This is a genomic window from Conexibacter sp. CPCC 206217 (assembly GCF_030646165.1).
Classification (GTDB): Bacteria; Actinomycetota; Thermoleophilia; order Solirubrobacterales; family Solirubrobacteraceae; genus Conexibacter.
On record NZ_JAUTDO010000001.1, the window covers coordinates 356,738 to 379,359 of the forward strand.

Genomic DNA, 22,622 nt, shown 5'->3' on the forward strand with positions numbered 1-22,622 from the left:
TCGTCCGCCTGGTTGGCGCACGGGCGTTTGCGCTCTGGCGCGTCGCCGTCAATACTTCGGGGCTCGTTTGTCGAATCGGGGATCTCACATGTCGCATCGGTCGTCTCGCGTCGCGCTCGTCTCGCTGCTCGCGCTCCTCGCGACGCCTCCCCTGAGTGCCGAGGCGCTCGAGTTCGGTGAGATGAGCGACTCCTGGCTGCCGGGCGGGGCGAGCGACGCGGTCGTCGCCGACTTCGGCCCAGACGGACGACCAGAGATCGCCGTCTCGCTCGCGGGCAGCAGACAGATCGCCGTCCTGGTCCCCGACGAAGGCAGGATCGGCGGCGCCAGCTATTCGACCCTGGACGCCTCGCCGACGGCGGTCACGGCCGGCGACATCGACGGCGACGGCCACCCAGAGCTTGCGACCGTCAATCGCACCGACGGATCGTTCACGATCACCGGCTCGTCCAGACTGGGCCCGGTCGTCGGCTACTGGACCGAGCCGCTGCCCGGCAGCGATCCGGTCGCCGTCGCGATCGCCGACTTCGACGGCGTCGCCGGCCGCGACCTCGCCGTCGTCAACAACGGCGCTCCTGGCTACGTCCAGATCGTCCTCAACGACGGCACTCCGTCAGCGTGGACGACCGGCGTGACGGTGCCGACCGGCTCCTTTCCCGGCGCGATCGCGGTCGGCGATTTCAACGGCGACGGCAACAACGACCTCGCCGTCGCCGACGTCGGCAGCAACACCGTCACGGTCGCGAGCGGCGACGGCGGCGGCGGCTTCGGCGCGCCGTCGTCCTTCTTCGTCGGATCGCAGCCGACCGAACTGCTGGCGCGCGACGTCGACGGCGACGACAAGCTCGACCTGATCACGCTCAACAGCGCCTCCGACCGGATCGGCGTGTCGCTCGGCAACGGCGACGGCACGTTCGCGGCGACGACCTCCTATCCGGTCGGACCGCTGCCGCAATCGCTCGCCGCCGGTGACTTCAACGGCGACGGAGCGCTCGATCTCGCGACGATCCGCGGCGGCGTCGGCTTCACGGTCCTGCTCGGCGGCGGCAACGGCGAGTTCGTGCTCGCCGCCGGCTCGCCGTTCGCGACCAGACGACACCCGACCGCGCTCGTCGCGGTCGACCTCGACGGCGACGGCCTCGACGAGCTCGTCGCGATCGACGGCCCCGGCGAAGTGGTCGAGCAGTGGACCAACACATCGAGCGAGCCCGCGCTCGCGAGCGCGCCGACCGTCAGCGGAACCCCGCGACCGGGCGAGACGCTGACCTGCCAGCACGTCAGCTGGAGCGGGAGCGCACCGATCGCCGACGGCTACGCATGGTCGCGTGACGGCGACCCGATCGCCGACGCCGACGGAGCGGCGTACGTCGTGAGCGAGCAGGACAGCGAGCGCGAGCTGCGCTGCGCCGCCAGCGCGAGCAACGAACTGGGCTCGACGACGGTGACGAGCGACCCGCTCGGCGTGCCGGTCACGCCGACCGTCGTGACGGGCTCCGCGACCGCGATCGCGACGACGGCGGCGACCCTCAACGGTCTCCTCACGCCGAGCCTCGCGTCCACGACCTACCACTTCGAGTACGGACCGAATGCCGCGTACGGATCGAGCACGCCGGACCAGACGGTCGTCGCCGGTCGAGCGCCGAGCGCGGTCAGCGCCGCGCTCGTGGGCCTGGAGCCCGACCGCGAGTACCACGTCCGGCTCGTCGCGACCAACCTGGCGGGGACGACCGCGGGGACGGACGTCTCCTTCACGACGCCGGCGGTGGGGGTGCAGGGACCGCCCCCGGTCGGCGATCCGCCCGTGGTCGCGGTACCGGCCGCGCCGCGGCTGACCGGGTCACCGCCGGCCGTCGGCACCAGCCGCGACGTCGAGATCGTGTTCGCGACCGACGACGCGACGACTGCCGAGTGCCGGCTCGACGGCGGGCCGTGGATGCCATGCGGCTCGCCGCTGCGGCTGCGCGGCCTCAACGCCGGCAACCACGCCGTGGCGATCCGGGCCCAGGCCGGCGGCCGCACGAGCGAGCCCGTCAGCGTGACCTTTCAGGTCGACCCCTACCCGCCCGGCCTGACCGTCGGGCGCGGCAGAGGTGGCATCGTGCTGCGCGGCGGAAGCGGCCGTGCCCTCCTGCCGCTCGCCTGCTCACCGCAGGAAGGAGCGCGCAGCGGGATCTGCAGCGGGACGGTCAGCGTGCGCCGCGCCGGCCCTGGCGCCAGCACGGGGCGTGCGCGGCTGGCGACCGGCTCGTTCCGCCTGCGAGCCGGTGAACGGACGCGGGTGCAGCTGCGTCTGAGCGCCTACGGCCACCGGACGCTGCGCGCCGTGGCGGGTCCGCTGCGCGTCCGCGTGGTGATCGGCGCCCGCGACCTTGCCGGCAATCGACGCACCCTCAGGCTGACGGCTCGGCTGCGGCGCTGATGGCGAGCGATACGGCAGCGCCCCGGGCGCGCTCGACCGTTCTCAGCTCGGGTCGGGGAGCGCCCGGCCGAGCCCCTCGCTGAGGACCGCGAGCTGATCCTTGGTGAGGCCGTGGAGCGGCCCGTCGGTGTTGACCGCCTGCCAGACCCCGTCGCGCGTTCTCACGCCCTTGGCGGTCAACCTCACGCCGGTGACGCGACGGTCGGTCGGATGGGCGTGACGCTCGACCAGCCCCTCGCGCTCGAGCCGGTCGACCAGCGTCGTCAGGTTGGAGGCGTCGTAGCGCAGCCGGTCCGCGAGCGCGCGCATCGTCACTGTCTCGTCGCCACCGAGCGCGAGCAGCACCTTGACCTGGCTCGGGGCGAGCCCGTAGCGGCGCGCGGTCTCGTTCCAGTGCGCCATCAGCAGCTCGCCGAGTTCGAACAGCTGGAGGTTCAATCTCAGCGCCAGCCGCTGCTTCGGCGATCTGAGGGCTGGGAGGTCTGGAGGCAGGACGCTCATCACGAATCAGGGTACCGGGTGAGATAGAGGTCATGTATAGTGGTGGTCTACCACCATCTATGGAGCTGGAACGAGCATGCGTGTGACGACGGGCACGGTCGCGGTCTCCGCGGGAGAGCCGCGCAGATACACGGGACCGGTGATGGTCGAGACGATCGCGATCCCCAGCGGCAGCGCCGAGCTGCTGATGCAGCACGTCCACCTGGCCCCGCGCGCACGCACGGTCTGGAGCCGCAGCGCACGCGGTGGGACGGTCACCGTCGTCGACGGCGTCGGCCTCTGCCAGCGCCGCGGCGGCCAACCGGAGGTCGTGCGCCCCGGCGACCGCGTCGTCTTCGAGCCCGGCGAGGAGCACTGGTACGGCGCCGCCCCCGACCGCTTCCTCACCTGCCTGCTCGCCGTGGAGCGCGAGCCGGTCGCGGCCGTGAGCCTGGGCCAGCCGGTCGCCGAGGAGACGTACGCGGCGGCTTGTGCGGGATCGCAGGAGGCGACTGCGTTCAGCGCGGCGCCGCGCAGGTGACGCCGAGGCCGATCGGGGTGGCCGAAGCGGCCGGCTTGCCATCCGGGGTCGCAAACGTCAGCGACCACCCGGCTCTGCCGCTCGCCTTCGCGGTCGCGACGAACGGCACGCTGATCGACAGGTCGGAGTCCGGGGATCTCCAGGTGTTGCCCTCCAGCAGGCCGGCCTCGAAGCCCCAGCTGACCGGGCGGGTGGCGCCGCGGCACTCCGCGGTCACCGTCGCGGTCCGCGCGCCGGCGGGAAGCGACGCCCGCTTGGTCACCACGTGCACCGCTCTGAACGCGCTCGCCGCGACACAGATCACCTTGGCGCGCGCGTAGCCGCCCTCGGTGTTGCGCCAGCCGCGCGTGCCGACCGGCATCGACGCGATCGCTCTGGTCCAGTACGGGCCGCCGTCGATCGGGACGCCGATCGCCAGCTGGCCGGCGTTGCAGGAGACGGTGCCCGACGAGCTCTCCTGCGTCCGGGCCGCGATCGGCCCGCGTGCGCACAACGCCGTCGCGCGCAAGACGCCGCCGACGAGCGGACGCCGCACGGCGACGCCGAGCGTTCTGGCGCTGAGGAGGTTGTTGGAGTAGATCGTCGCGATCGCCGCGCGCGTGCCGCTCCACCCCATCATCAGCGGCATCGCGCCGCCTCTGCATTCGACCCAGACGCTCTCGGCGGACGTGTACCCGGTCGCCGCCCCGGCGCCCGCGATCTTCACCGGTCTCGCCGCGACGGTCGACAGTGACACGGCGCCGGCGGCGGCCGATGCCCTCGCCGCATGCTCGTGCGCGTAGACGGCCCATCTCCCCCCAGCGGGCCGCTCGGACGCGAGCGCACTGGCGCTCGAGCCGCACAGCAGCGCGACAGCGGATGCCAGCGCGACGACGAGCGCTCTGCAGGGAAGGCGACGCAAAGGGGTTCTCATGGCTCCGTCAGGGTTGCTCGATCTGGCGCCGAGGGGGCGTGCAATCGCCCGCCGCACGGCAAGGCGCCTCAAGCTAGCTCACCGCACGCCGCGAGCAACCTGGGATCCCTCCCAGTCTTTGGGCAGAGTCCCGCCCGCTGGCGAGCAGCTCAGCCGAGCCGCCGGCCCAGCGCCGCGAAGCCGTCGTCGTCGAGCCCGTACGCGCTGACGATCGTCTTCTCGCGCGCCACGAGCGTTCCCGCATCGGCGACCACGCCGCGCTGATGGGCCGCCTCACGGAATGCCCGCCAGACCCGTTCGGCCGGTGCATCGATCGCGACCTCCACGACCACCGGATCGCTCATCGCATCGTCCCTCCGCCGGAATCGGAGCCGCTCTCCTTGGCGGGCAGCGTCGCGACGAAGCCCAACGCGCGCTCGACCCAGCCGCGCAGCTCCACGTCGCCGGCGCATGCGGCCGGCTCGACGTAGACCGTGCTTCTGGACGGCCGTCTCGCCATCTCCATCGGTCGCACGTGCGGCTCCGCGAGCGCGGCGGTCGCCTGCTCCTCACCGAGCCGCAGCAGCAGCGTCTCCCCCATCACGCCGCAGACGAGGTTGCCGTGCTGCAGAAACATGAGTCCGCCGAACATCCTGCGCTCGGAGATCCCCTCCCGCCCCGCGAGCACCTCACGCAGGCGCCCGGAAAGCTGCTCGTCGTAGGCCATCGTCAGCGCAGACTAATCCGGCACGCGGACCCGATCGAGCCGACCGCCCCGTCAAGGTCTCCCCATGACCGTCAGACGGATCGTCCCCAACCTCGGCTCGCCCGACCCCGCCGCGAGCCGCACCTTCTACGAACAGGTCCTCGACCTCGACGTCGTGATGGACCACGGCTGGATCCTCACCTACGCCGCCCGCGACAACCCCACCGCCCAGCTCAGCATCATGAGCGCCGACGCCAGCGCCCCAGTCAACCCCGACGTCTCGATCGAGGTCGACGACGTCGACGCCGCCCACGCCGCCGCCCGACGACTCGGCTGCGAAATCGTCCACCCCCTCACCGACGAGCCCTGGGGCGTCCGCCGCTTCTTCGTGCGCGAACCAACGGGTCTCGTGCTGAACATCCTCAGTCATCCGAGGGTGCCCGCAGACGGGGAGCAGAGCGACTCGCGGTGAGCGAGGCCGATTCGACCGTCGCCGCGAGGGCGCGATGGGCCGGACCTTCGCCTCGCGTCACTGCTTCAGCGTGATGCGGTTCGAACGCACTCCACCGATCACGAGCGTCGCTGTCACGGCCCGTCCCCGGATGAACACGGCGATGGGATAACCGATCGTGAAGGGCGTGTAGTCGGTGTCGGTGATGTACCGCAGCTTGAACGGAACGCGTTCACGAGCCACGCCGTTCGTGAGCACCCACTCTCCGTACGCCGTTCCGGTCACGCGCTCGGCGAATCTCATGTAGCCGGTCGCGCCGAACTGGCCGTCTTTCAGCGTCCCGACGAGCAACTCGATCGACGACGGGACCACCGCGTCACGCGGCGGCTTGGGCTCCGTCGGCTTGCGAACGCATCTGAGAACGCCTCTCTTCTTCTTCAGCTGATAACCGGCTCTGCATCTCGGCTTCGCGTCAGCGACGCCGACCGCTGGCGCCGACGCCACGCAGATGAGGACCGCAAGCGAAGCCATCAGCAGGACGACCTTGCGCGCGCGATTCGAAGACGACATCGCGTCAGCTCCCGCGCGCCGGACCGACGCCGACGAGCCCACCGGCCCCGTCGGGCACGAACAACCCCAGAGCAGTGCGCACCATTCCCTCCGTCCCTCCGTCCCTCCGTTCGACGTGCCGAGTGGCGGGAACTCTACCCAGCCGCCCCGCCCACGCTGAGCTGCGCTGGACATCCGTACATCGGGCGTCCGTCGTCGCCTCGCCGTGGGGTGCCGAGACTTGCGCGGGTTCTCTTTTCTACTAAACTGGTTTCAGGAGGGCTTCCGCGACGAGATGCGACTCGACCCACGCGGTCGGGCGCGTAGCGTCATCTGACTTCCGAGCTTCGCGCACCGGCGGCGAATCGAGGAGTCAGAATGACCCGCACGAAAGTCATCGATCTCGCCGGCACGGTGCTTGTGCCGGCAACAGGGTATTGCCATCGATCGCGGGCGTACACCAGCTTGTCGATGCGGCTCGCGTTCCCTCGCTCTCCAACCCGATGAGTTCGGCGCGAACCGCCGGCGGGGACGTACGAAGCCATCTGAACGTCGCCATGCAGCGTGAGCAACTCGCTGACGTCCTGAGCGAGTTCGCTCGCACGATGGTGACGGACTTCCCGATTCAGGCGATCCTCGATCGGCTGGTGGAGCGAATCGTCGAGATCCTGCCCATCACTGGCGCGGGCGTGACGCTGATCTCGCCCGGGAGAGATCCGCAGTACGTCGCCGCCTCCAGCAGCGCTGCGCTGCGCTTTGAGCGGCTGCAGACCGAGCTGGATGAAGGACCGTGCTTGGCCGCGTATCGCACTGGAACTGCGATCTCCATCCCGGATCTCGATCAAGAGCAGCGCTTTCGCCGTTTCGTTCCGCGGGCGCTGGACGCGGGACTCGCGGCGGTCTTCACGTTCCCGCTGCGTCATGGCGACGCGAAGCCGTTGGGGGCGCTGGACCTCTACCGCGATACGCCCGGGGCGCTGTCGGCCGATTCGATGGGCGTGGCGCAGACGCTCGCCGACGTCGCCGCCTCCTACCTGCTCAACGCCCATGCCCGTCAGGACCTCCTCGATGCGTCCGCCCACTCCCACGAAGCCGCTCTGCACGACGCGCTGACCGGTCTCCCGAACCGGATCCTGCTGCTGGAGCGTCTCGACCACGCGCTGCTGCGCGAACGTCGCTCCGACAAACACTCGGCACTGCTGTTCATCGACCTCAACCGCTTCAAAGACGTCAACGACGCCCACGGACACCAAGTCGGCGACCACCTGCTGATCGCCATCGCCGAGCGACTGCCGTCGGTGCTGCGTCCCGCCGACACGCTGGCGCGGATGTCAGGCGACGAGTTCGTGATCCTTTGCGAGGACCTCGACGATCGCGCCGAGGCCGACCTGATCGTCGCCCGCATCACCGCCCTGCTCGCACAGCCGTTCGTGCTGGCGAACGCCACGCTGGCCATCACCGCCAGCGTCGGCGTCGCATTCGCCGAGCGCCACGCCGCGCGTCCCGAGCAGTTGCTGCACCAGGCCGACCTCGCGATGTACCGCGCCAAGCGGACCTTCGCCGCCTCCAGGACCGATCGCGGTCCCTACGAGCCAGACGGCCACGACAAGCGCCTGGACCTGCAGGAAGCCTTGGCGCAGGCCGCATCGCGCGACGAGCTCCACCTCGCCTATCAGCCGATCGTCACCGCGGCCGACGGAGACGTGACCGCAGTAGAGGCCCTCCTGCGCTGGACACATCCGACGCACGGCGCGATCCCGCCAGGCGTGGTGATCCCGCTCGCGGAGCGATCCGGCCTGATCGTCGACATCGGCAGATGGGTCCTCCACCAGGCCTGCACCGAGCAGCACCGCTGGCAGCACAGCCGCAACGAGCCGATCGCCGTGGCAGTGAACGTCTCGGCACACCAACTCATGGCCGGCGGCTTCCTCGACGACGTCGCAGCAGTGCTCGAGGCGACCTCGACCGACCCCGCGCTCCTCTGCATGGAAGTGACCGAGAGCATCTTCGTCCGCGACGGCGAACGGGCGCTGCACGTCCTCCGACAACTCAAGCACATGGGGATCGCCCTCGCGCTCGACGACTTCGGCACCGGCTACTCCTCACTCAGCTACCTGATGCGCTACCCCGTCGACATCCTCAAGATCGATCGCTCGTTCATCGCCGCCCTCGGACACGACTCCCCCAGCACGCCGATCATCACCGCAGTCGTCCAACTCGCCCACGGCCTCGGTATGACCGTCGTCTGCGAAGGCGTCGAAACCGCCCCGCAGCACCACGAACTGACACGCCTCGGAACAGACTCCTGCCAAGGCTTCCACTTCGCCCCGCCGATGTCCCTCGCGGATCTCGAAGCGCTCGTCGGCCAGCGCGCCGACGGTCGCGATCTCCACCTGCCGGCACGGAGCCGCACCGGCTGCATCCCGTCCACGGACTGCCCAGGCGGGCGATCAGGATGAGGCTCGATGACCCGCGGCTGGACGAGACCACGCTCGAGAGGACCCAACGGCCTAGCGAACGCCGCCGGCTTCTCCACGGCATCGAAACCGATCGGCTTGCGGCCGGTGGCGTGTTCGATGACGGCCATGAAACGGTCGCGCATCAGGTCTGCACCGGCCGCGCCACGAACGTCGCGGCCGGACCGCCGAGCACCTGATCGCGCCGCTGCTGCGCGCTCTGCCTCGACGCGACCGCGATTGCCGCAGCCATCCTCGTCGACAGCGCGAACGAGCAAGGGACTAGCCCCCCCCTCGCGTCCCGGACAGCTGGCGATTCCCCGACATCAGCGCATCGAGATCCACCTGACGACCGAGGCACCGCCGCGCGCTGCGATCATCACCCCGTCGTCGACCACGGCTGGACGCCACCTACGTCGTGCCTCTGACTGATCAGTACTCGCGCTGCCGCAGCTCGCGCTGCTGCCGGCGGCGCCGACGCTCGTCCTCATCGTCGTCGGTCGGGAAGACGACGTTGAAGAGCCCGTTGACGATGCTGACGATGATCGCCGCCAGGACGCCCCACCAGAAGGTGCGGATCTCGAAGTCCGGCACGATCCACGCCGTGATGTAGAGCATCAGGACGTTGAGGAGGAAGTAGAACAGCCCCAGCGTCACGATGATGAACGGGATCGACAACAGCGTCAGGATCGGCTTGACCCACGCGTTGACGACCGTGAAGACCGCGGCGGCGATCAGCAGCGTCCACCAGTCGTCCCCATACGCGACTCCGCTCAGCACCCACGCCGCGACGAACAACGCGAGCGCGTTGCCGGCCCAGCGGATCGCGAGCGAGGTGATCATCAGGACAAGTCTAACCGCGCGCCATGCAGCCGACCCGCACCGGCGCCCTGCGGGCGCCAATCGCCTGCACGCCGTCGTCCGTATTGCATGCGACGGCATGCGACGCGCTCTCTCACAACCGCCCGCACGACCACCGCTGCGCTCCTCTGAGCATCGTCGGCGACCTCGCCGACATCGCCGCGACGACGGCCTCCCGGCACTCTGCGGTGGCCGCATCAACTTCACGTTCACGACCTCGTCCGAGACGTTCGGCCCTCTCCGCTTCGCAGCGAGGGCGCTCACCGGTTGCCGTCCTGACGCCCCAGTGCACAATGAGTCAGATCGTCGTTCAACCTGAGACATGTCTGTCGGTCACATGACATTCACGGCAATGGACCTCAAGGGCAATTAGCGACACGCCGATAGCCGGTCCATGATTTTCACTGCTCGTAGTTCGTCGGCCCGGCCGCGGTTGTCACCACGCCTCGCGGCGGTTGCCTTCGTCACCTTCCTGGCGACGCTCGCGCTGGCGGCCGCCTGTGCCGATCGCGCATGGGCGGTCGATCCGCTGTCGGCGTCCGGCACGACGGTGGTGAAGGCCGGGGAGAGCTCCTCGCAGCCGCTGCCGGGCGTGAGCCTGAGCGGCGGCGACCCCGACGAGCAGTTGCTGGTGACCGTCGCGACCGATGTCGGCACGCTGTCGATGGACAACCCCTCGGGCCTGTCGCTGGCGTACGGCTATCCGTCGTTCACCGCCCAGGCGGCGATCGCGTTCGTCGGCAGACGCGACGAGGCGAACGCCGACCTCGCGACGCTGAGACTGAACACCGGCGCCAACGCCGGCCAGACCGCGAGATTCACCGTCAACGCCTACAGATACGTGACCGGGCTCACCTTCTCGCCGACGAACGGCCACTTCTACCAGTTCGTCGCGAGAAGAGGCGTCGACTGGCGCGACGCCCAGACGGAGGCCGCCACCCTCAGCTACGGCGGGCAACAGGGGTACTTCGCGAGCATCCCCACCGACGACGTCAACGAGCTCGTCGCGAACAAGATCGAGGGCGCCAACAACGTCTGGTTCGGCGCGAGAGGGTTCGAGGACGAGAACGCCACGATCAAGCGCAGCTGGCAATGGACCGACGGACCGCTCGCCGGCGTCGTCTTCACCGAGTGCACGAACATCGCCGCGACCGGGAACGTCGGCTGCGAGACGCCCGACGGGACGATTCCGCCGCAGACGTCCTGGGTCCTCAACCCGGCCTTTCCGGGACTGCCGCCGATAATCCCGCCGCAGCCGGAGAGCTTGGCGGAGCCGAACAACAGCGGGTACGTCGCCGGCAGCCCGTACTCCGGGGAGAGCGTCGCGATCACGAACTACGGCGCCCGCGGCGCCTGGAACGACTTCCCGCCGAACGCAGGCCCCTCGGTCGACGGCTACCTCGTCGAGTACGGCGACCTCGCGATCGGCACCACGACGGCGTTCACGGGCGTCGCCGACGCTGTCAGCTCGATCGCGATCGGCTCCACGCCCGGCGCGCCGACCGACGCCGCGGCGGTGCTGTCCGGGACGACGGCGACCGTCAGCTGGACCGCGCCCGCCTCCGACGGCGGCTCCGCGATCACGACGTACACGGTGACGGGCTCCGACGGCTCGACCTGCACCGCCACCGCGCCGGCGACGAGCTGTGACGTCACGGGTCTGGCGAAGGGCGTCGCGGTGACGTTCACGGTCACCGCGAGCAACGAGTACGGACCGGGCGCGCCGTCGGGCGCGAGCGCCGCGGTGACGCCGGCCAGAACGGTGCCGAGCGCTCCGACCGATCCGCAGGCGACCAGCGAGGGCACGACCGCGACCGTCAGATGGGGCGCGCCCGCCGACGACGGCGGAGCCGCGATCACGAGCTACGTCGTGACCGCCTCCAGCGGCCAGAGATGCACCGCGACGGCGCCGGCGCGCACCTGCGACGTCTCCGGCCTGGCGAAGGGCAGAGGCGTCACGTTCACGGTCGTCGCCGTCAACGCGATCGGCGAGAGCGTCGCGTCCGAGCCGTCGAACGAGACGATCCCGGCGACGCCCCCGGATCCGCCGACCGCGGTCAGAGCGAGCACGAACGGGACGACGGCGACGGTCAGCTGGACGGCACCCACCGACGACGGCGGGATCCCGATCAACCGCTACACGGCGACGGCGGTCGAGGACTCGGCGCTGACGTGCAGAGTCGACCCGCCGGCGACCAGCTGCGACGTCGCGGGGCTGACGCCCGGCACGTCGTACACGTTCACCGTCGTGGCGCGCAACGAGATCGACGTCAGCGTCCCCTCGGCCCCGTCGAACGCCGTCGTCGCGACGCTCCCGCCGTCTGCCCCGCAGAACCTCGAGGTCGTCCGCGGCGCCGGTTCGGCGAGCCTGACGTTCGACGCGCCGGCGGATCCCGGCGGCGCCCCGGTGACGGGATACGAGGTCTCCGTCGACGGCGGCGTCAGCTGGAGAGCCCTCAGCACGAGCGGCACCGCCCCGATCAGAGCGACCGTCAGAGGGCTCGCGAACGGCACCGCGTACGCCGTGCAGGTGCGCGCGGTCAGCTCCGCCGGGGAGGGCGCCCCGAGCGTCGCGAGAACGGTCGTCCCCGCGGCGGCGCCGAGCGCGCCGACGAACGTCACCGTGACACGCGCCGGCACCGTCGTCACGGTGACATGGTCGCCCGCAGCCGACAACGGCGAGCCGATCACCGGTTACACCGTGACGGGCGCTCCGGGCGCGATCGGCTGCACGACGACGAGCTCGACCTCATGCGTCATCGACGGCCTCGACGAAGCGACGGCCTACACGCTCAGCGTCACCGCGACGAACGCGCTCGGCACGAGCGAGCCGTCGCAGCCGCGCGCCGTCCCGGCCGTGACCGCCCCCGCCGCGCCGACCACGGTGACCGCGATCCCCGACGGCACCACGGTGCGCGTCACGTGGGCGGCTCCCGACGACGACGGCGGCGCGCCGATCGGCCGCTACGTCGTGACCGCGCAGCCCGGTGGAGCGAGCTGCACCACGACCGGCAACTCGTGCGAGATCACGGGCCTGACGCCGGGGCAGACGTACACGTTCACGGTCGTCGCGGTCAACAGCGCGGGCGAGGGAACGGCCGCCGCATCGGCCCCCGTCACGCTGACCGCCCCGGCGACGCCGCCGACCGCGCCGTTGCCGCCCGCCGGCCCGGCGCCGAACGCGCCGCAGCCCGTGAGACCGACGCCCAAGCCGCAGCCCACGCGACCGGCGCCTGCCGCGACGGCTCCCGGGCCGCCCCGCGACCTGCGCGTCGCTCGCCGGGACGGCGTGCTCGTCGTCACGTTCGGCACGCCGGCGCCGCGCGCCGGCGTGAAGATCCGCGGATATCAGGTCAGCCTCGACGGCGGGCGCACGTGGAGAGCGGTCCACACCACCGGCGACGAGCGGCGCACCGCGATCGTCCGCGGTGTCGATGACGACGCGGCCTACCGCGTCGAGGTGCGTGCCATCGGTGCTGACGGGACCGGCAGAGCCACCGCGACCGCGACCGTCGCGGCGCGGGCATGGTTCAAGGACCCGATCGGAGCAGCCGACCGCCGCAAGGAGGTCAAGATCCCCGCCGAGCCGTGGCTGGTACGGGGCACGGCGCGCCCGACGAAGGCCGCCGCCCGCTCGCGCAACGGCACGCCCGCGATGTCGATCCCGGCGCTGAGAGGACGCCAGCTGCAAGCCGGCCAGGCGGCGACGCTCTCCCACCGCGGCCTCTTCCGCTTCGACAGCGACGAGCTGACCGCGCGCGGCCGCGTCCAGGTCAGGCAGCTCGTGCGCTCGTTGCGCGACAGCCGCGCGGTGACGTGCGAAGGCTACGCCGACTACGGCGGAGAGCCCTCGCACGAGCTCGACCTCAGCATCCGCCGCGCACGCGCCGTCTGCGCCGCGCTGACCGCCTACGGCGCATCGGTCAGAACCCGCTCGGCCGGATACGGCGCGACCCGCCCCGTCGTCGTCGGCGGCACCGCCGCGGACCGCGCCAAGAACCGGCGCGTCGTCGTGCTCGTGACGCGCTGACCGACCAGCCGACGCGGCGCGCCACCACTGGCGCCGCGTCGGCGCCCGTCTGCCTCAAAAGAGTCGAGGCCGCGGGCGACCTCAGTTCACCCGCATCTCAACGCGCCGAGAGCGGCAGAACCTCCATCGGCTTCGACATCCTCGTCGGACTGGCGGGATTCGGAATCCAGAGGGGGGTCGTGTCAGGCGTATTCGCTGCTGTAGAGCGGTGTCAGGCGTGTGGGATGCGCTCGGATCTGCTCCCGTTGGAACCTTGGATGGAACCTCGAAGCGCCTGTCCCTAGTCCCGGGACTAGGGACAGTGCGATCCCTCGCTGAGGAGACCGGCATCCCTCGCAGCGGTGTGCATCGCGCGCTCAAGCGCCTGGCCGCCGCCGGCCTGTTCGACGAGCGCCGCCGGCGCATCAGCGCCGGCAACGCCGAAGAGTTCCTCCTGCACGCGGTGAGATACCTGCTCCCGCCCGAACGCGACGGCGAGAGCCGCGGCGTCCCGACCGCGTGGGCCGCCGAACCGCTGGCCAGCCGCATCTCCTCTTCACCCGATGAGCTGCCGCCGGTCTGGCCGGACGCCCGCGGCCGTGTGCGCGGACTGAGTCTGCGCCCACTCCACGCAGCCGCCCCCGAGGCAGCCCGCCGCGACCCAGCTCTTGGTGAGCTGCTCGCGCTGGTCGACGCGCTGCGGATCGGCGACGCGCGCGTCCGCGGCGTGGCCGCCAGACTGCTCAGCGCCCGCCTCGACCGAGCCGCCACATGAACATCGAGCTGCTCGAACTCGCCGCCGCCGCGCTCGACGATCTGCTTGCCGAGGTCGCCTTCGTCGGCGGCGCGACCATCGAGCTGTGGATCACCGACCCCGGCGCACCACCAGTCCGCGCGACCAACGACGTCGACGTCGTCGTGGAGGTCGCCACTCGCAGCGAGTTCAGCACCTTCGAGAAGCGTCTGCGCAAGCGTCGCTTCGGGCCGGATCTCGAGGACGGGATCATCTGCCGCTGGCGCCATCGAGACCACGGCCTCATCCTCGACGCGATGCCGACCGACCCGACCATCCTCGGCTTCGCGAACCGCTGGCAGGCAGCCGCGCTCCCTCACGCTGTCAACCGGACCCTCCCCTCAGGCGCGACGATCCGCGCGATCCCGCCGCCCTATCTGCTCGCGACCAAGCTCGAAGCGTTCAACGGTCGCGGCAACAACGACTTCCTCGCCAGCCGCGACTTCGCCGACATCGTCACCCTCCTCGACGGCCGCGAAGAACTGCCCGGGGAGGTCACCCAAAGCGACGCCGACGTGCGACGCTACCTCGCCGACCACGACGCAGACAGAATCCCGCCCGGCCCCTGAGGCTCCGGGTCGCTCACCCCAAACACGGAAAACGGATCGCGCTCGACCTCAGCGCGACGGATCGACCGCCGCGCGCCGTCTCGTGGCTGCGGCCGTCAATCGGCGCCGCCCTCATCTCTGTCGACCGTGCCAGGCATCGTTCCGAGGTCATATCGCCGAGCGGAAACGGCGTCTACAACTACTTGCGCAGTCGGTTAAGTCGTTAACTGTTTCGGTCATGCCTCTTGTCGTATCGCGGAAACGAGCGCACGTCTAGAGCTGTCGAGCAGGTGCGAATCCGAGGTGACTTCAGAGAACTTCAGCGCACGACCGGGCCGCGTCGCTGTCAGATCCGCGACGTGCTTGAGATCATCGACCGATGGCACGGCCTCGCTACCGACTCCGCTCGTGGATCCGCATCCATCTCCCGATGCCGCTCTACGACCTCGGACTTGCTGGCAAGGGGCGGAAGGACTGCCGGCAGCACGTCTTCTACAACCATGACGGCCTCACGGAGAGGTGCTATCACTGCGAGGTCGGGACGCGGCCCTACTACCCGCAGCACTTTGCCGAGCACGGCGGCGCTGACGACGACGGCGCTAGCAAGCTGCGATAGGCCGGCGCCCGCCGCCGGGTCGCCACCACCTCACCTATCGCGTGCCGCTCTCCGATCCGGCTTCGCCGGCAGCGTCGCGACGAATCCGAGCGCCCGCTCGACCCAGCCGCGCAGCGCGTCATCGTCCGCGCACCCCGCGGGGGCGACGTAGACGGTTCCTCTCGACGGCCGTCTCTGAAGGTCCATCAGCCGCACGTGGGGATCGGCCAGGGCGGCTCTCGCCTGGGCATCGCCCAGTCGCACCAGCAGCGTCTCGCCCATCACGCCGCAGACGAGGTTGCCGTGGCGCAGGAACGACAGCCCGCCGAACATCCGCCGCTCAGAGATCCCGTCAACCCCGCTGAACACAGCACGCAGGCGACTCGCCAGCTCCTCGTCGTAAGCCATCGCCGGCGGAGCCTAGCTCCGAGCGCGGACCCGACCGGACCGCGCCACCGTCGGCAGGCAGACCGGCGAGACCTGGGCACGAGTGGCGAGCGAGCCAGCGCGGCCCGGCCGCCAGCCGGCGCCTCCCGTCCCGGTCCCCCGTGACCGGAGCCGAGCGGCGGACAGCGATGGTGCGAGGGGTCCGGTGACGAGCGAGCATTCGCCGACCCCGCATGCCCAGCGGGCTCCGACGCGACACCAGACTCCCATCCACGACAACACCTATCAGCACTTCGATCCAGGGAGAAGAGTCGGCGCGCCCGCACGTCGCCGAACCGCCGGCACCGCCAGCGATTGGAGCACGTCGCATCTTGCCGATCAGGTACGAGCGATCGGCAACGTCGCCGGGCTGTCTTTGCAGCCGCTCGATGGTGCCGGCGGAGCGCCTGGCCGGCGGACGTCTCGTCCGGACCGCCCCGATCAACGCGCGAGCAATGGCGGCTCAGGTGGGCCGCAGGGCTCATCCCCGAATGTGCCCGCGTAGTTCGGCGTGCCCGTCCCGCGCGTGAAGTAGGCGCCCTCGATGACCTGGTCCGGGACGTAGTCTCCGTAGCGGGCGCCCTCAAGGCGAGACGACACGGCATCTGTACTCGACACCGTCCAGTCCTCGAAGCGTGCCGAGGCCAGCAGCGGCAGGACGAGCGTCAGATGCCCGCCGTCCACCGTCACCGCTGCCTCGACCGGTCTGCCTTGGCCGTGCGGGTGGTCGGTCGCCTCGACCTTGGCCGCTTCGCCGTCGCCCGGCACGTGGATGTACGCGGTGAGCTGCGCGTCGCCGCATCTCGCCTTGGTCGACGCGGTCAGCACGAACGTGCCGGTCCGGATCGGGCCTTCGGTCTCCACGTCGAGGCGCAGGGTCCGGCCCTTCACGGCCACCCCGGCACTGCGCAGGTCCAGGCCGGGCCGTCCGTTGGTCACCATCGAGTCGACCGACGCCTCGTCCCACTCGTCGGCATCCATCCGCTCGACGGCACGCACGTCGAGGACATCGCCGGCGGCGTCCCGCTCCGTCAGCGCAGGCTGGCGATCACCCTCGCCGCCGCCGCTTCCACAGCCGGCGCCGGTCAGCAGCGCCAGCGCGACGAGGATCGCGAGCGAGACGCGCGCACGGCCGAGACGATGCGCGAGGAAGAGGACGATCAACCCAGTCTGGCACGTACGCGCGCCCGCCATGCCGGCCGCGGCTTGTCTCGCTGCTCCGCGCACGGAGACACGATCGGCCCCAGACAGAATCCTTGCGCTAACGACAGGATTCTGTCCTTAGGTCGTCAGGTCGAGACCGCGCGCCGCCTTCAGCGACCGGACGATCCGAACGATGGACCGAGCGATCTGCTGCGTCTCCTCGGCGAGCCGGTCGCATTGCGCCTCCAACCGCAGCAGGCGGTCGTGCTCGCCAGCGCCGCCGATCAGCCGCAACACCGCGCCGCGTATGTGCTCCGCATGAGCGATGCCGAGGCGGTCGGACTCGGCGACGATCTCCATCCAGGTGTCCGCGTCGAAGCGGACGGTCGTGGTGTGGAGTCTTCCCCGAGCCATCAGCGCAGCTCCGCGCGCCGACGTTCGTAGAGCCCGAACAGCTCCGACAGCGGCACCGTCAGGCCGTCGGCGAGCTTCAGCAGGGCCGCGAACGTCGGGTTGATCTCGCCCCGCTCGATCGCGCCGACGTAGTTGCGGTGAAGGCCACCGCTGAGGCCGAGCCGCTCCTGCGAGAGGTCGAACCGAGCCCGCACCTCGCGAACCGGTCTCCCGAACACCGCATGCTCGACCGAGCGGACGCGGACGGGCGTCATGACGCCTCCTCCGCGCCGTCTGCCTCGCGCTCGCGGCGGTAGGCGAGCATCGCCTCCTCCACGTCGTCGCCCACCAGGTCCACGAGCACGTCACCGCAGTTCGCGACGGTCAGCATCGCCTCCCACAACGCCTCGCGCCCCTCAGCCGTGCGCGCGACGTGCTCCTCGACATCTTCGCCGCAGCGCTCGTGCACCCGCGCGAGCACGCGCATCAGCGGGATTTGTTCCATCGTGATCGCGAACTCCTCGGCCGGGTCGTCCTCGCGCCAGCCGAGATCGTCCAGCAGTCGCATGCAGTCCTCATACCGCCGCGCAAGGCAAGCGCCGTGCCCCACTGGTCGGCGTTCGCCGCGATGTAGATGTCCCCGATCCCGGACAGCTCGGCGAGGACCTGGCCGCGCAGGAGCGCGCGCGCCGTCGGCTTGAGCGTTACGGGCATGACGCGCTCCTCGGAGCGGGCGCGTCAAGAGATTCCGCGCGCCTCGTGGCGCGTCGGGAAGAATGGTGTTGCATCGAAGTCCGCCTTCGGTGCCGGGCCCGGGGGTGTTAGCGCACCGCCGGGCCGCTTTACAGATGTAGAGAGCAGCGCCGGCGAACCTAGGTGGATCTGCATCCAGTGCCAAGGCACGATGCCAGCGTGCAGACCTCGGACCAAGCGCGCACATTTGCGATTATTTCGTTTACTGCTAGCGTGAGGTTCCACCCGATCTGAAGGATCTGTGCCATGGCCGCCGTCCCGACACAACAGCGCGTTCTCAGCGCATCTCCTGAAGAGCGGCCCGAGCTGGCCAAGGTCGTCGACCTGCTCGCGCACCTCGACACGGCGGGGACGCGCATGACCCGACTCGTCGGTCCCGACGGCGAAAGCATCGTCCTGCCCGCTCCGGCCTTTGAGGCATTGAAGGCGGTCGTGACCGGGATGGCACAGGGCATGGCGATCACGCTCGTCCCCAGCGGGCACGAGATGACGACCCAGCAAGCCGCCGAGACCCTCCATATCTCCCGCCCCTCGCTGATCAGACTTCTCGAGGACGGCACCATCCCCTTCCACAAGGTCGGCACCCACCGCCGCATCAATGCGGCGGACCTTCTGAGATACCGAGCTGCCCGCAAGGAGCAGCAGAGTGCGGCGCTGCGCAGAGTGACCGAGATCTCCGAGGAGATCGGCTACAGCTAGCAACAGCGCACGCCGTCAGCCCCACGCCGTAGCGTCAGGACGATGGCTTTCAAGGTCGTCCTCGACGCCAACGTCCTCTACCCGTCGTCCCTCCGCGACACCCTGCTCCGGCTCGCCCACCACGAGCTGTACGACCTCGCCCTCAGCGAACGGATCCTCGACGAGGCCACCCGCAACCTCGTCGCCGACCAACGCGTCGACCCCGCCCAAGCCGAACGCCTGAGGCGGGCGATCGCGTCCGTTTTCCCGGAAGCCATGGTCGACCCTGCCGCCATCGCGGCGATCGAGCCGGCGATGACGAACGACCCCGGCGATCGTCACGTCCTCGCGGCTGCCGTCGTCTCGGGCGCCGAAGGCATCGTGACCTTCAACGCCCGCGACTTCCCCGAGGCCGCCCTCGCTCCCTTCGGCAAGCAGCGGATCAACCCCGACGACTTCCTCTGCACCCTGCTCGACATCGACCCGCTCACGGTCACCGAATCGCTCATCGAACAGGCCGGCCAGCTCAGACGGCCTCCGCTGACGCCGGCGCAGCTCCTCGACTACCTGGAGCGCGGCCGCGTCACCGAGTTCGCAGGGCGGGTGCGCGAGTTGCTGATACCGCCGACCGAGCGCGACACCTGATCGCCCCGACGCGACCCCACACCACCCCACAAACCTGAGGCCACCTCCACGCCCCGCGCGCACCCCAAAACGCACCTCTTGGAACCTTGGTTAGAACCTTGAGGCGCGGAAATCGCCCGCAAACGCCGGTACTGCAAGGAAAACGACCAGTCGGGGCGCCGGGATTCGAACCCGGGACCTCTCGCTCCCAAAGCGAGCGCGCTACCAGGCTGCGCCACGCCCCGCGACTGCTTCGAGTATACGGGCGCTTTCGGGGGTGGCTACCGTCTTGTGAGTATGGGCGTCACGCACAGCTACAGCACGCAGACGCGGTGGAGCGGGTCTACCGGAGCGGGGTACGACTCGTACGACCGGGGGCACGACGCTGTGGCCGTGCCGGCGGCGCAGAGTCTTCGGGTGTCTTCGGATGCTGCGTTTCGCGGGGATCCTGAGCTGCTGAATCCCGAGCAACTGTTGGTGCTCGCGGCCAGTTCCTGCCAGCTGCTCAGCTTCCTTGCGGTTGCGGCTCGGGCTCGGATCGACGTGGTCTCGTACGTCGACGATGCTGTTGGGGAGATGCCGGAGGAGCCGCGGCCGGCTCGCGTCACTCGGATCGTGTTGCGGCCTCGGATCACGATTCGCGGGGAGCTGCCGAGAGGGACTCGGCTGCTGCATCTCGTCGAGGTCGCGCACAGAGAGTGCTTCATCGCGAACTCGCTCACGAGCGAGATCGAGATCCAGCCGAGCTTTCTGCGGGCGAACTAGCGACCCGTCACCTGGAGTTGCGCTCGCGGACACGGCGTCTGCGCTGGTCCGCGTGGCCGGCGAGAGCGGCAAGCCGATGCGTCAGCACGCAGCGCGCGCTCTCGGCGCAGCACTTGCTGCCGAAACCGCCGATCCGCAGACGGTCAGCGACAGTGGCGCGACCTCCACCCGCGCGCGGCTCACGGCACCCAAGCCCGCCACATTCGCCGCCGACGCTCGGGCGGCGTTGGTCACCGTCGCACCATTCACGAACCCGTTGCCGACCCGCGCAGCGACCTCGAAGCTGCGTGACGCGCCCGGCTTCAGCAGCCCTCTCACGCTCCAGCAGGTGCGCTCACCGGGGACGAGACGACCGCCGACAGACAGCAACCGCACCCCGACTCCCGGTACGTCGCAGAGCCGCACGCCGCGCGCCGCCATGCCTCCGACCGATCTCACGACGATCCGGTAGGAGACGACCTGGCCGGGTCGCGCGCGACGGGTCGAGGCCCGCTTCGTCACGTGCAACCCGGCCGGTCTCTTCACGCGACCGACACCCCGGACAACCACCCTCTGCGTCTCGATCCCCGCCCCGCGAACTGTTACGACTGGGCGCAGGACTGTGCCGGCTCTGCGCGGCTCGACACGCACTCTCACCGTCGCGCGCTCGCCGGGGTCGAGCGTGCCGATCCGACACGTTGCGACCGAGCCGCCGCTGGCAGATGCGGCGTCGTCGCCTACGGAGCATCTCTGCCCGCCCACGCTCACCGACAGCACTCTCGCGCCCGGCACGCTCACCGTTACGACGACATCGTCGATCGGTCTCCCCGTCACGTTCTCCAGGACCGTTCTCACGACGGCCGGCTCGCCCGCGACCGGCGCCGACGGGGTCACGCTCGTCTCGATCGAGATCGGCGGCGGCGGTGGCGGCGCCAGCGGCGGCGGGACCACGGGTGGGACGACCACGGGCGCGGGCGCCGGCGCCGGCGCCTGAACCAGCGTCGAGACCGCATTCGAGGTCCCGTTCACCAGCAGGCCCGCCGTCGCACCGCGGCCCACAGCCGAGGCGCTGTTCACGACAACCGCACCGTCAGCGGCGCCGCCTGCGATCACGGCCTCGTACGTCACGCTCGCCGTCGCGCCCGGGGCGAGCGTGCCGAGCGGCGCCGGCGAGCCCCAGGCGGAACCGCTCGAGCCCGGCACCGTCCCGGCGGGGAGCGCGTCCGTCACGGCAACGTCGTCTGCCTCGTCGTCGCCCTGATTGGTCACCGACACCGTGTAGCGCAGGAGATCCCCGGGTGACCCGGCCGCACCGTCGGAGCCGCCACGCGTCACATTCACCACGCTCTTCGCCACCGCCAGTCTCGGCGCCGACAGGTCGGTCGTCAGCGACACCATCTGCGTCAGGTACTGGTCGAGCGTCGTCGACAGATGCAGCGTCACGCTCGTCGCGCCGTTGGCGATCAGGTTGGTCGTGACGATCCGATCCGCGTCAAACCCGAGCTGGTTCACGAAGCCGGGCGTTCGCGCTGCGCCGGTGTCGACGCCCTCGGCCGAGATGGAGCTGTTGAAGACGTTGTTGGCCGGGTTCGCTGCATCGCTCAGCGGCGTGCCGTTCAGCTGCAGTCTGTCGCCTGCGCTGCCGCGGTCGCCTTCGTACGCGACCAGGCCGACGGCCGTTCTGACCGGGCCCGTGCGCGGGGTCGTGAAGCCGTTCACCGTCAACGACAGCGGCGGGTCGCCCTGCTGGATCGCCGCCAGGCCGTCGAACACGATCAGGTTGCGCAGCGGCTGGCTGTCCGATCTGTACGCGACGACCAGCGACCAGCCGGCATAGCGGTCCAATCCCGTCCCGGCCTGCACGTTCGCGACCGAGTACTGACCCGCACCGGCGGCCTGCACCGACGAAGTCACATCCGCGAAGCCCGTGTAGGCGCCCGGCACCGCGGTGCTGTCGGCGACCGCGCCCGTCAGCGGCACGTACGCGCCGCCCGGCGAACCAGGCACCCGCAACAGCACGGACCCTCGCGAAGCCGCCGACACCGCCGCCGCTCCCCCGCCCCCGCCCGACGTCACGCGCCCGCCCCAGTACAGCCCCGCGAACAGGACCGACGAGCCTGCCGGCGGCGCGTAGGTCGAGGTGGACGAGTCGAACGTCGCCGGGTCCCCGTCGACGTCGACGTATCTCATCGAGTAGGCGTTGTTGCTGAGCGCGGCGCCGGTCGCGGTGCCCTGCTGGGCGGCCGCGCAGGTCGCGTCGGCCGCGGGGCACGTCATCAGCGTGTCGCCGGTGACCCAGATCGCGCCGGTGTCGTTCGCGGAGAAGCGGACGTCGAAGGGCTGCTCGACGACCGCGGACGCGCTCCCGGCGCACATCGAGGCCAGCAGCGCCACGAAGGCCGCAGCAACCGCGGAGGCCCTCCCGAGCCGAAACCGAAACCGCACGCACCCCGCCTACTCACTTCAACGCAATGTGCAATCCACCAGCAAGCCGTGTGTACCCGGAGACGGCACGCGAGCGGGCACCCGCGCACGCCCACGACGCCGGACCATCTAGCCTG

General features: G+C 70.5%; 23 protein-coding genes and 1 tRNA gene. 11 read left to right on the forward strand and 13 right to left on the reverse strand.

What is annotated here, in order from left to right:
• Nucleotides 1-88: 88 nt before the first annotated feature.
• Nucleotides 89-2,419 carry a VCBS repeat-containing protein gene (locus tag Q7L65_RS01665; RefSeq protein WP_304718476.1) on the forward strand — a complete coding sequence of 777 codons (2,331 nt, stop codon included), beginning with the start codon at nt 89-91 and terminating at the stop codon, nt 2,417-2,419.
• Between the two features lie 42 nt (nt 2,420-2,461).
• Here Q7L65_RS01665 and Q7L65_RS01670 read toward each other — a convergent pair whose 3' ends face one another.
• Nucleotides 2,462-2,920, reverse strand: a complete 459-nt coding sequence (locus tag Q7L65_RS01670; protein WP_304718477.1) for a MarR family winged helix-turn-helix transcriptional regulator — start codon at nt 2,918-2,920, stop codon at nt 2,462-2,464.
• Between the two features lie 76 nt (nt 2,921-2,996).
• Here Q7L65_RS01670 and Q7L65_RS01675 point away from each other — a divergent pair, with 76 nt between their 5' ends.
• Entirely contained in the window at nt 2,997-3,440 is a 444-nt protein-coding gene (locus Q7L65_RS01675; RefSeq protein WP_304718478.1) for a cupin domain-containing protein, read from the forward strand.
• Here the strand turns inward: Q7L65_RS01675 and Q7L65_RS01680 are convergent.
• The 3 genes from Q7L65_RS01680 to Q7L65_RS01690 form a co-directional block, all read right to left on the reverse strand.
• On the reverse strand, nt 3,418-4,353 hold the full coding sequence (locus tag Q7L65_RS01680) for a hypothetical protein (RefSeq protein ID WP_304718479.1): 936 nt from the start codon (nt 4,351-4,353) through the stop codon (nt 3,418-3,420). The genes Q7L65_RS01675 and Q7L65_RS01680 overlap by 23 nt on opposite strands.
• A gap of 149 nt (nt 4,354-4,502) precedes the next feature.
• On the reverse strand, nt 4,503-4,697 hold the full coding sequence (locus tag Q7L65_RS01685) for a hypothetical protein (RefSeq protein ID WP_304718480.1): 195 nt from the start codon (nt 4,695-4,697) through the stop codon (nt 4,503-4,505).
• Entirely contained in the window at nt 4,694-5,059 is a 366-nt protein-coding gene (locus Q7L65_RS01690) for a TfoX/Sxy family protein (protein WP_304718481.1), read from the reverse strand. The genes Q7L65_RS01685 and Q7L65_RS01690 overlap by 4 nt, the downstream gene beginning before the upstream one ends.
• A gap of 64 nt (nt 5,060-5,123) precedes the next feature.
• Between Q7L65_RS01690 and Q7L65_RS01695 the strand changes: the two genes are divergently transcribed.
• Entirely contained in the window at nt 5,124-5,510 is a 387-nt protein-coding gene (locus Q7L65_RS01695; protein WP_304718482.1) for a VOC family protein, read from the forward strand.
• A gap of 57 nt (nt 5,511-5,567) precedes the next feature.
• Here Q7L65_RS01695 and Q7L65_RS01700 read toward each other — a convergent pair whose 3' ends face one another.
• Nucleotides 5,568-6,020, reverse strand: a complete 453-nt coding sequence (locus Q7L65_RS01700; protein WP_304718483.1) for a hypothetical protein — start codon at nt 6,018-6,020, stop codon at nt 5,568-5,570.
• A 575-nt stretch (nt 6,021-6,595) separates the two neighbouring features.
• Here Q7L65_RS01700 and Q7L65_RS01705 point away from each other — a divergent pair.
• Nucleotides 6,596-8,497, forward strand: coding sequence for a bifunctional diguanylate cyclase/phosphodiesterase (locus Q7L65_RS01705; protein ID WP_304718484.1), 1,902 nt, complete (start codon nt 6,596-6,598; stop codon nt 8,495-8,497).
• A complete protein-coding gene (locus Q7L65_RS01710) occupies nt 8,494-8,694 on the forward strand; it encodes a hypothetical protein (RefSeq protein WP_304718485.1) in 201 nt (66 codons plus the stop codon). The genes Q7L65_RS01705 and Q7L65_RS01710 overlap by 4 nt, the downstream gene beginning before the upstream one ends.
• A gap of 232 nt (nt 8,695-8,926) precedes the next feature.
• On the opposite strand, the gene Q7L65_RS01715 is transcribed toward Q7L65_RS01710, so the two are convergent.
• The gene (locus Q7L65_RS01715) at nt 8,927-9,337 is read right to left on the reverse strand and encodes a phage holin family protein (RefSeq protein ID WP_304718486.1); all 411 of its coding nucleotides are present in this window, start codon (nt 9,335-9,337) and stop codon (nt 8,927-8,929) included.
• A 451-nt stretch (nt 9,338-9,788) separates the two neighbouring features.
• Here Q7L65_RS01715 and Q7L65_RS01720 point away from each other — a divergent pair, with 451 nt between their 5' ends.
• From Q7L65_RS01720 to Q7L65_RS01730, 3 genes are all read left to right on the forward strand, one after another.
• A complete protein-coding gene (locus Q7L65_RS01720; RefSeq protein WP_304718487.1) occupies nt 9,789-13,385 on the forward strand; it encodes a fibronectin type III domain-containing protein in 3,597 nt (1,198 codons plus the stop codon).
• Nucleotides 13,386-13,686: 301 nt separating this feature from the next.
• Complete coding sequence (locus Q7L65_RS01725) at nt 13,687-14,139, forward strand: winged helix-turn-helix transcriptional regulator (RefSeq protein WP_304718488.1); 453 nt, start codon at nt 13,687-13,689, stop codon at nt 14,137-14,139.
• Complete coding sequence (locus Q7L65_RS01730; protein ID WP_304718489.1) at nt 14,136-14,726, forward strand: nucleotidyl transferase AbiEii/AbiGii toxin family protein; 591 nt, start codon at nt 14,136-14,138, stop codon at nt 14,724-14,726. The genes Q7L65_RS01725 and Q7L65_RS01730 overlap by 4 nt, the downstream gene beginning before the upstream one ends.
• 625 nt (nt 14,727-15,351) lie before the next feature.
• Here the strand turns inward: Q7L65_RS01730 and Q7L65_RS01735 are convergent.
• The 5 genes from Q7L65_RS01735 to Q7L65_RS01755 all read right to left on the reverse strand — a co-directional run bounded on the left by Q7L65_RS01735 (nt 15,352) and on the right by Q7L65_RS01755 (nt 17,830).
• Nucleotides 15,352-15,708: a TfoX/Sxy family protein gene (locus tag Q7L65_RS01735; RefSeq protein WP_304718490.1), complete on the reverse strand. Its 357-nt coding sequence runs from the start codon at nt 15,706-15,708 to the stop codon at nt 15,352-15,354.
• A 459-nt stretch (nt 15,709-16,167) separates the two neighbouring features.
• Complete coding sequence (locus Q7L65_RS01740; RefSeq protein WP_304718491.1) at nt 16,168-16,890, reverse strand: hypothetical protein; 723 nt, start codon at nt 16,888-16,890, stop codon at nt 16,168-16,170.
• Nucleotides 16,891-17,007: 117 nt separating this feature from the next.
• The gene (locus Q7L65_RS01745; protein ID WP_304718492.1) at nt 17,008-17,229 is read right to left on the reverse strand and encodes a hypothetical protein; all 222 of its coding nucleotides are present in this window, start codon (nt 17,227-17,229) and stop codon (nt 17,008-17,010) included.
• A 53-nt stretch (nt 17,230-17,282) separates the two neighbouring features.
• Nucleotides 17,283-17,537, reverse strand: a complete 255-nt coding sequence (locus Q7L65_RS01750) for a helix-turn-helix transcriptional regulator (RefSeq protein WP_304718493.1) — start codon at nt 17,535-17,537, stop codon at nt 17,283-17,285.
• A complete protein-coding gene (locus tag Q7L65_RS01755; RefSeq protein ID WP_304718494.1) occupies nt 17,534-17,830 on the reverse strand; it encodes a hypothetical protein in 297 nt (98 codons plus the stop codon). Before Q7L65_RS01755 ends, Q7L65_RS01750 begins: the two co-directional genes overlap by 4 nt.
• Nucleotides 17,831-18,261: 431 nt before the next feature.
• On the opposite strand from Q7L65_RS01755, the gene Q7L65_RS01760 reads away from it, so the two are divergent.
• Both Q7L65_RS01760 and Q7L65_RS01765 read left to right on the forward strand, forming a co-directional pair.
• Nucleotides 18,262-18,714, forward strand: coding sequence for a helix-turn-helix domain-containing protein (locus tag Q7L65_RS01760; RefSeq protein ID WP_304718495.1), 453 nt, complete (start codon nt 18,262-18,264; stop codon nt 18,712-18,714).
• A 42-nt stretch (nt 18,715-18,756) separates the two neighbouring features.
• Nucleotides 18,757-19,338, forward strand: coding sequence for a putative toxin-antitoxin system toxin component, PIN family (locus Q7L65_RS01765; protein ID WP_304718496.1), 582 nt, complete (start codon nt 18,757-18,759; stop codon nt 19,336-19,338).
• 150 nt (nt 19,339-19,488) lie between these two features.
• On the opposite strand, the gene Q7L65_RS01770 is transcribed toward Q7L65_RS01765, so the two are convergent.
• Nucleotides 19,489-19,562 (reverse strand) — tRNA-Pro (locus Q7L65_RS01770).
• Nucleotides 19,563-19,614: 52 nt separating this feature from the next.
• On the opposite strand from Q7L65_RS01770, the gene Q7L65_RS01775 reads away from it, so the two are divergent.
• The gene (locus tag Q7L65_RS01775; protein ID WP_304718497.1) at nt 19,615-20,082 is read left to right on the forward strand and encodes an OsmC family protein; all 468 of its coding nucleotides are present in this window, start codon (nt 19,615-19,617) and stop codon (nt 20,080-20,082) included.
• A gap of 81 nt (nt 20,083-20,163) precedes the next feature.
• Here the strand turns inward: Q7L65_RS01775 and Q7L65_RS01780 are convergent, their stop codons facing one another.
• Nucleotides 20,164-22,455, reverse strand: coding sequence for a DUF11 domain-containing protein (locus Q7L65_RS01780; protein ID WP_304718498.1), 2,292 nt, complete (start codon nt 22,453-22,455; stop codon nt 20,164-20,166).
• Nucleotides 22,456-22,622 lie beyond the last annotated feature (167 nt).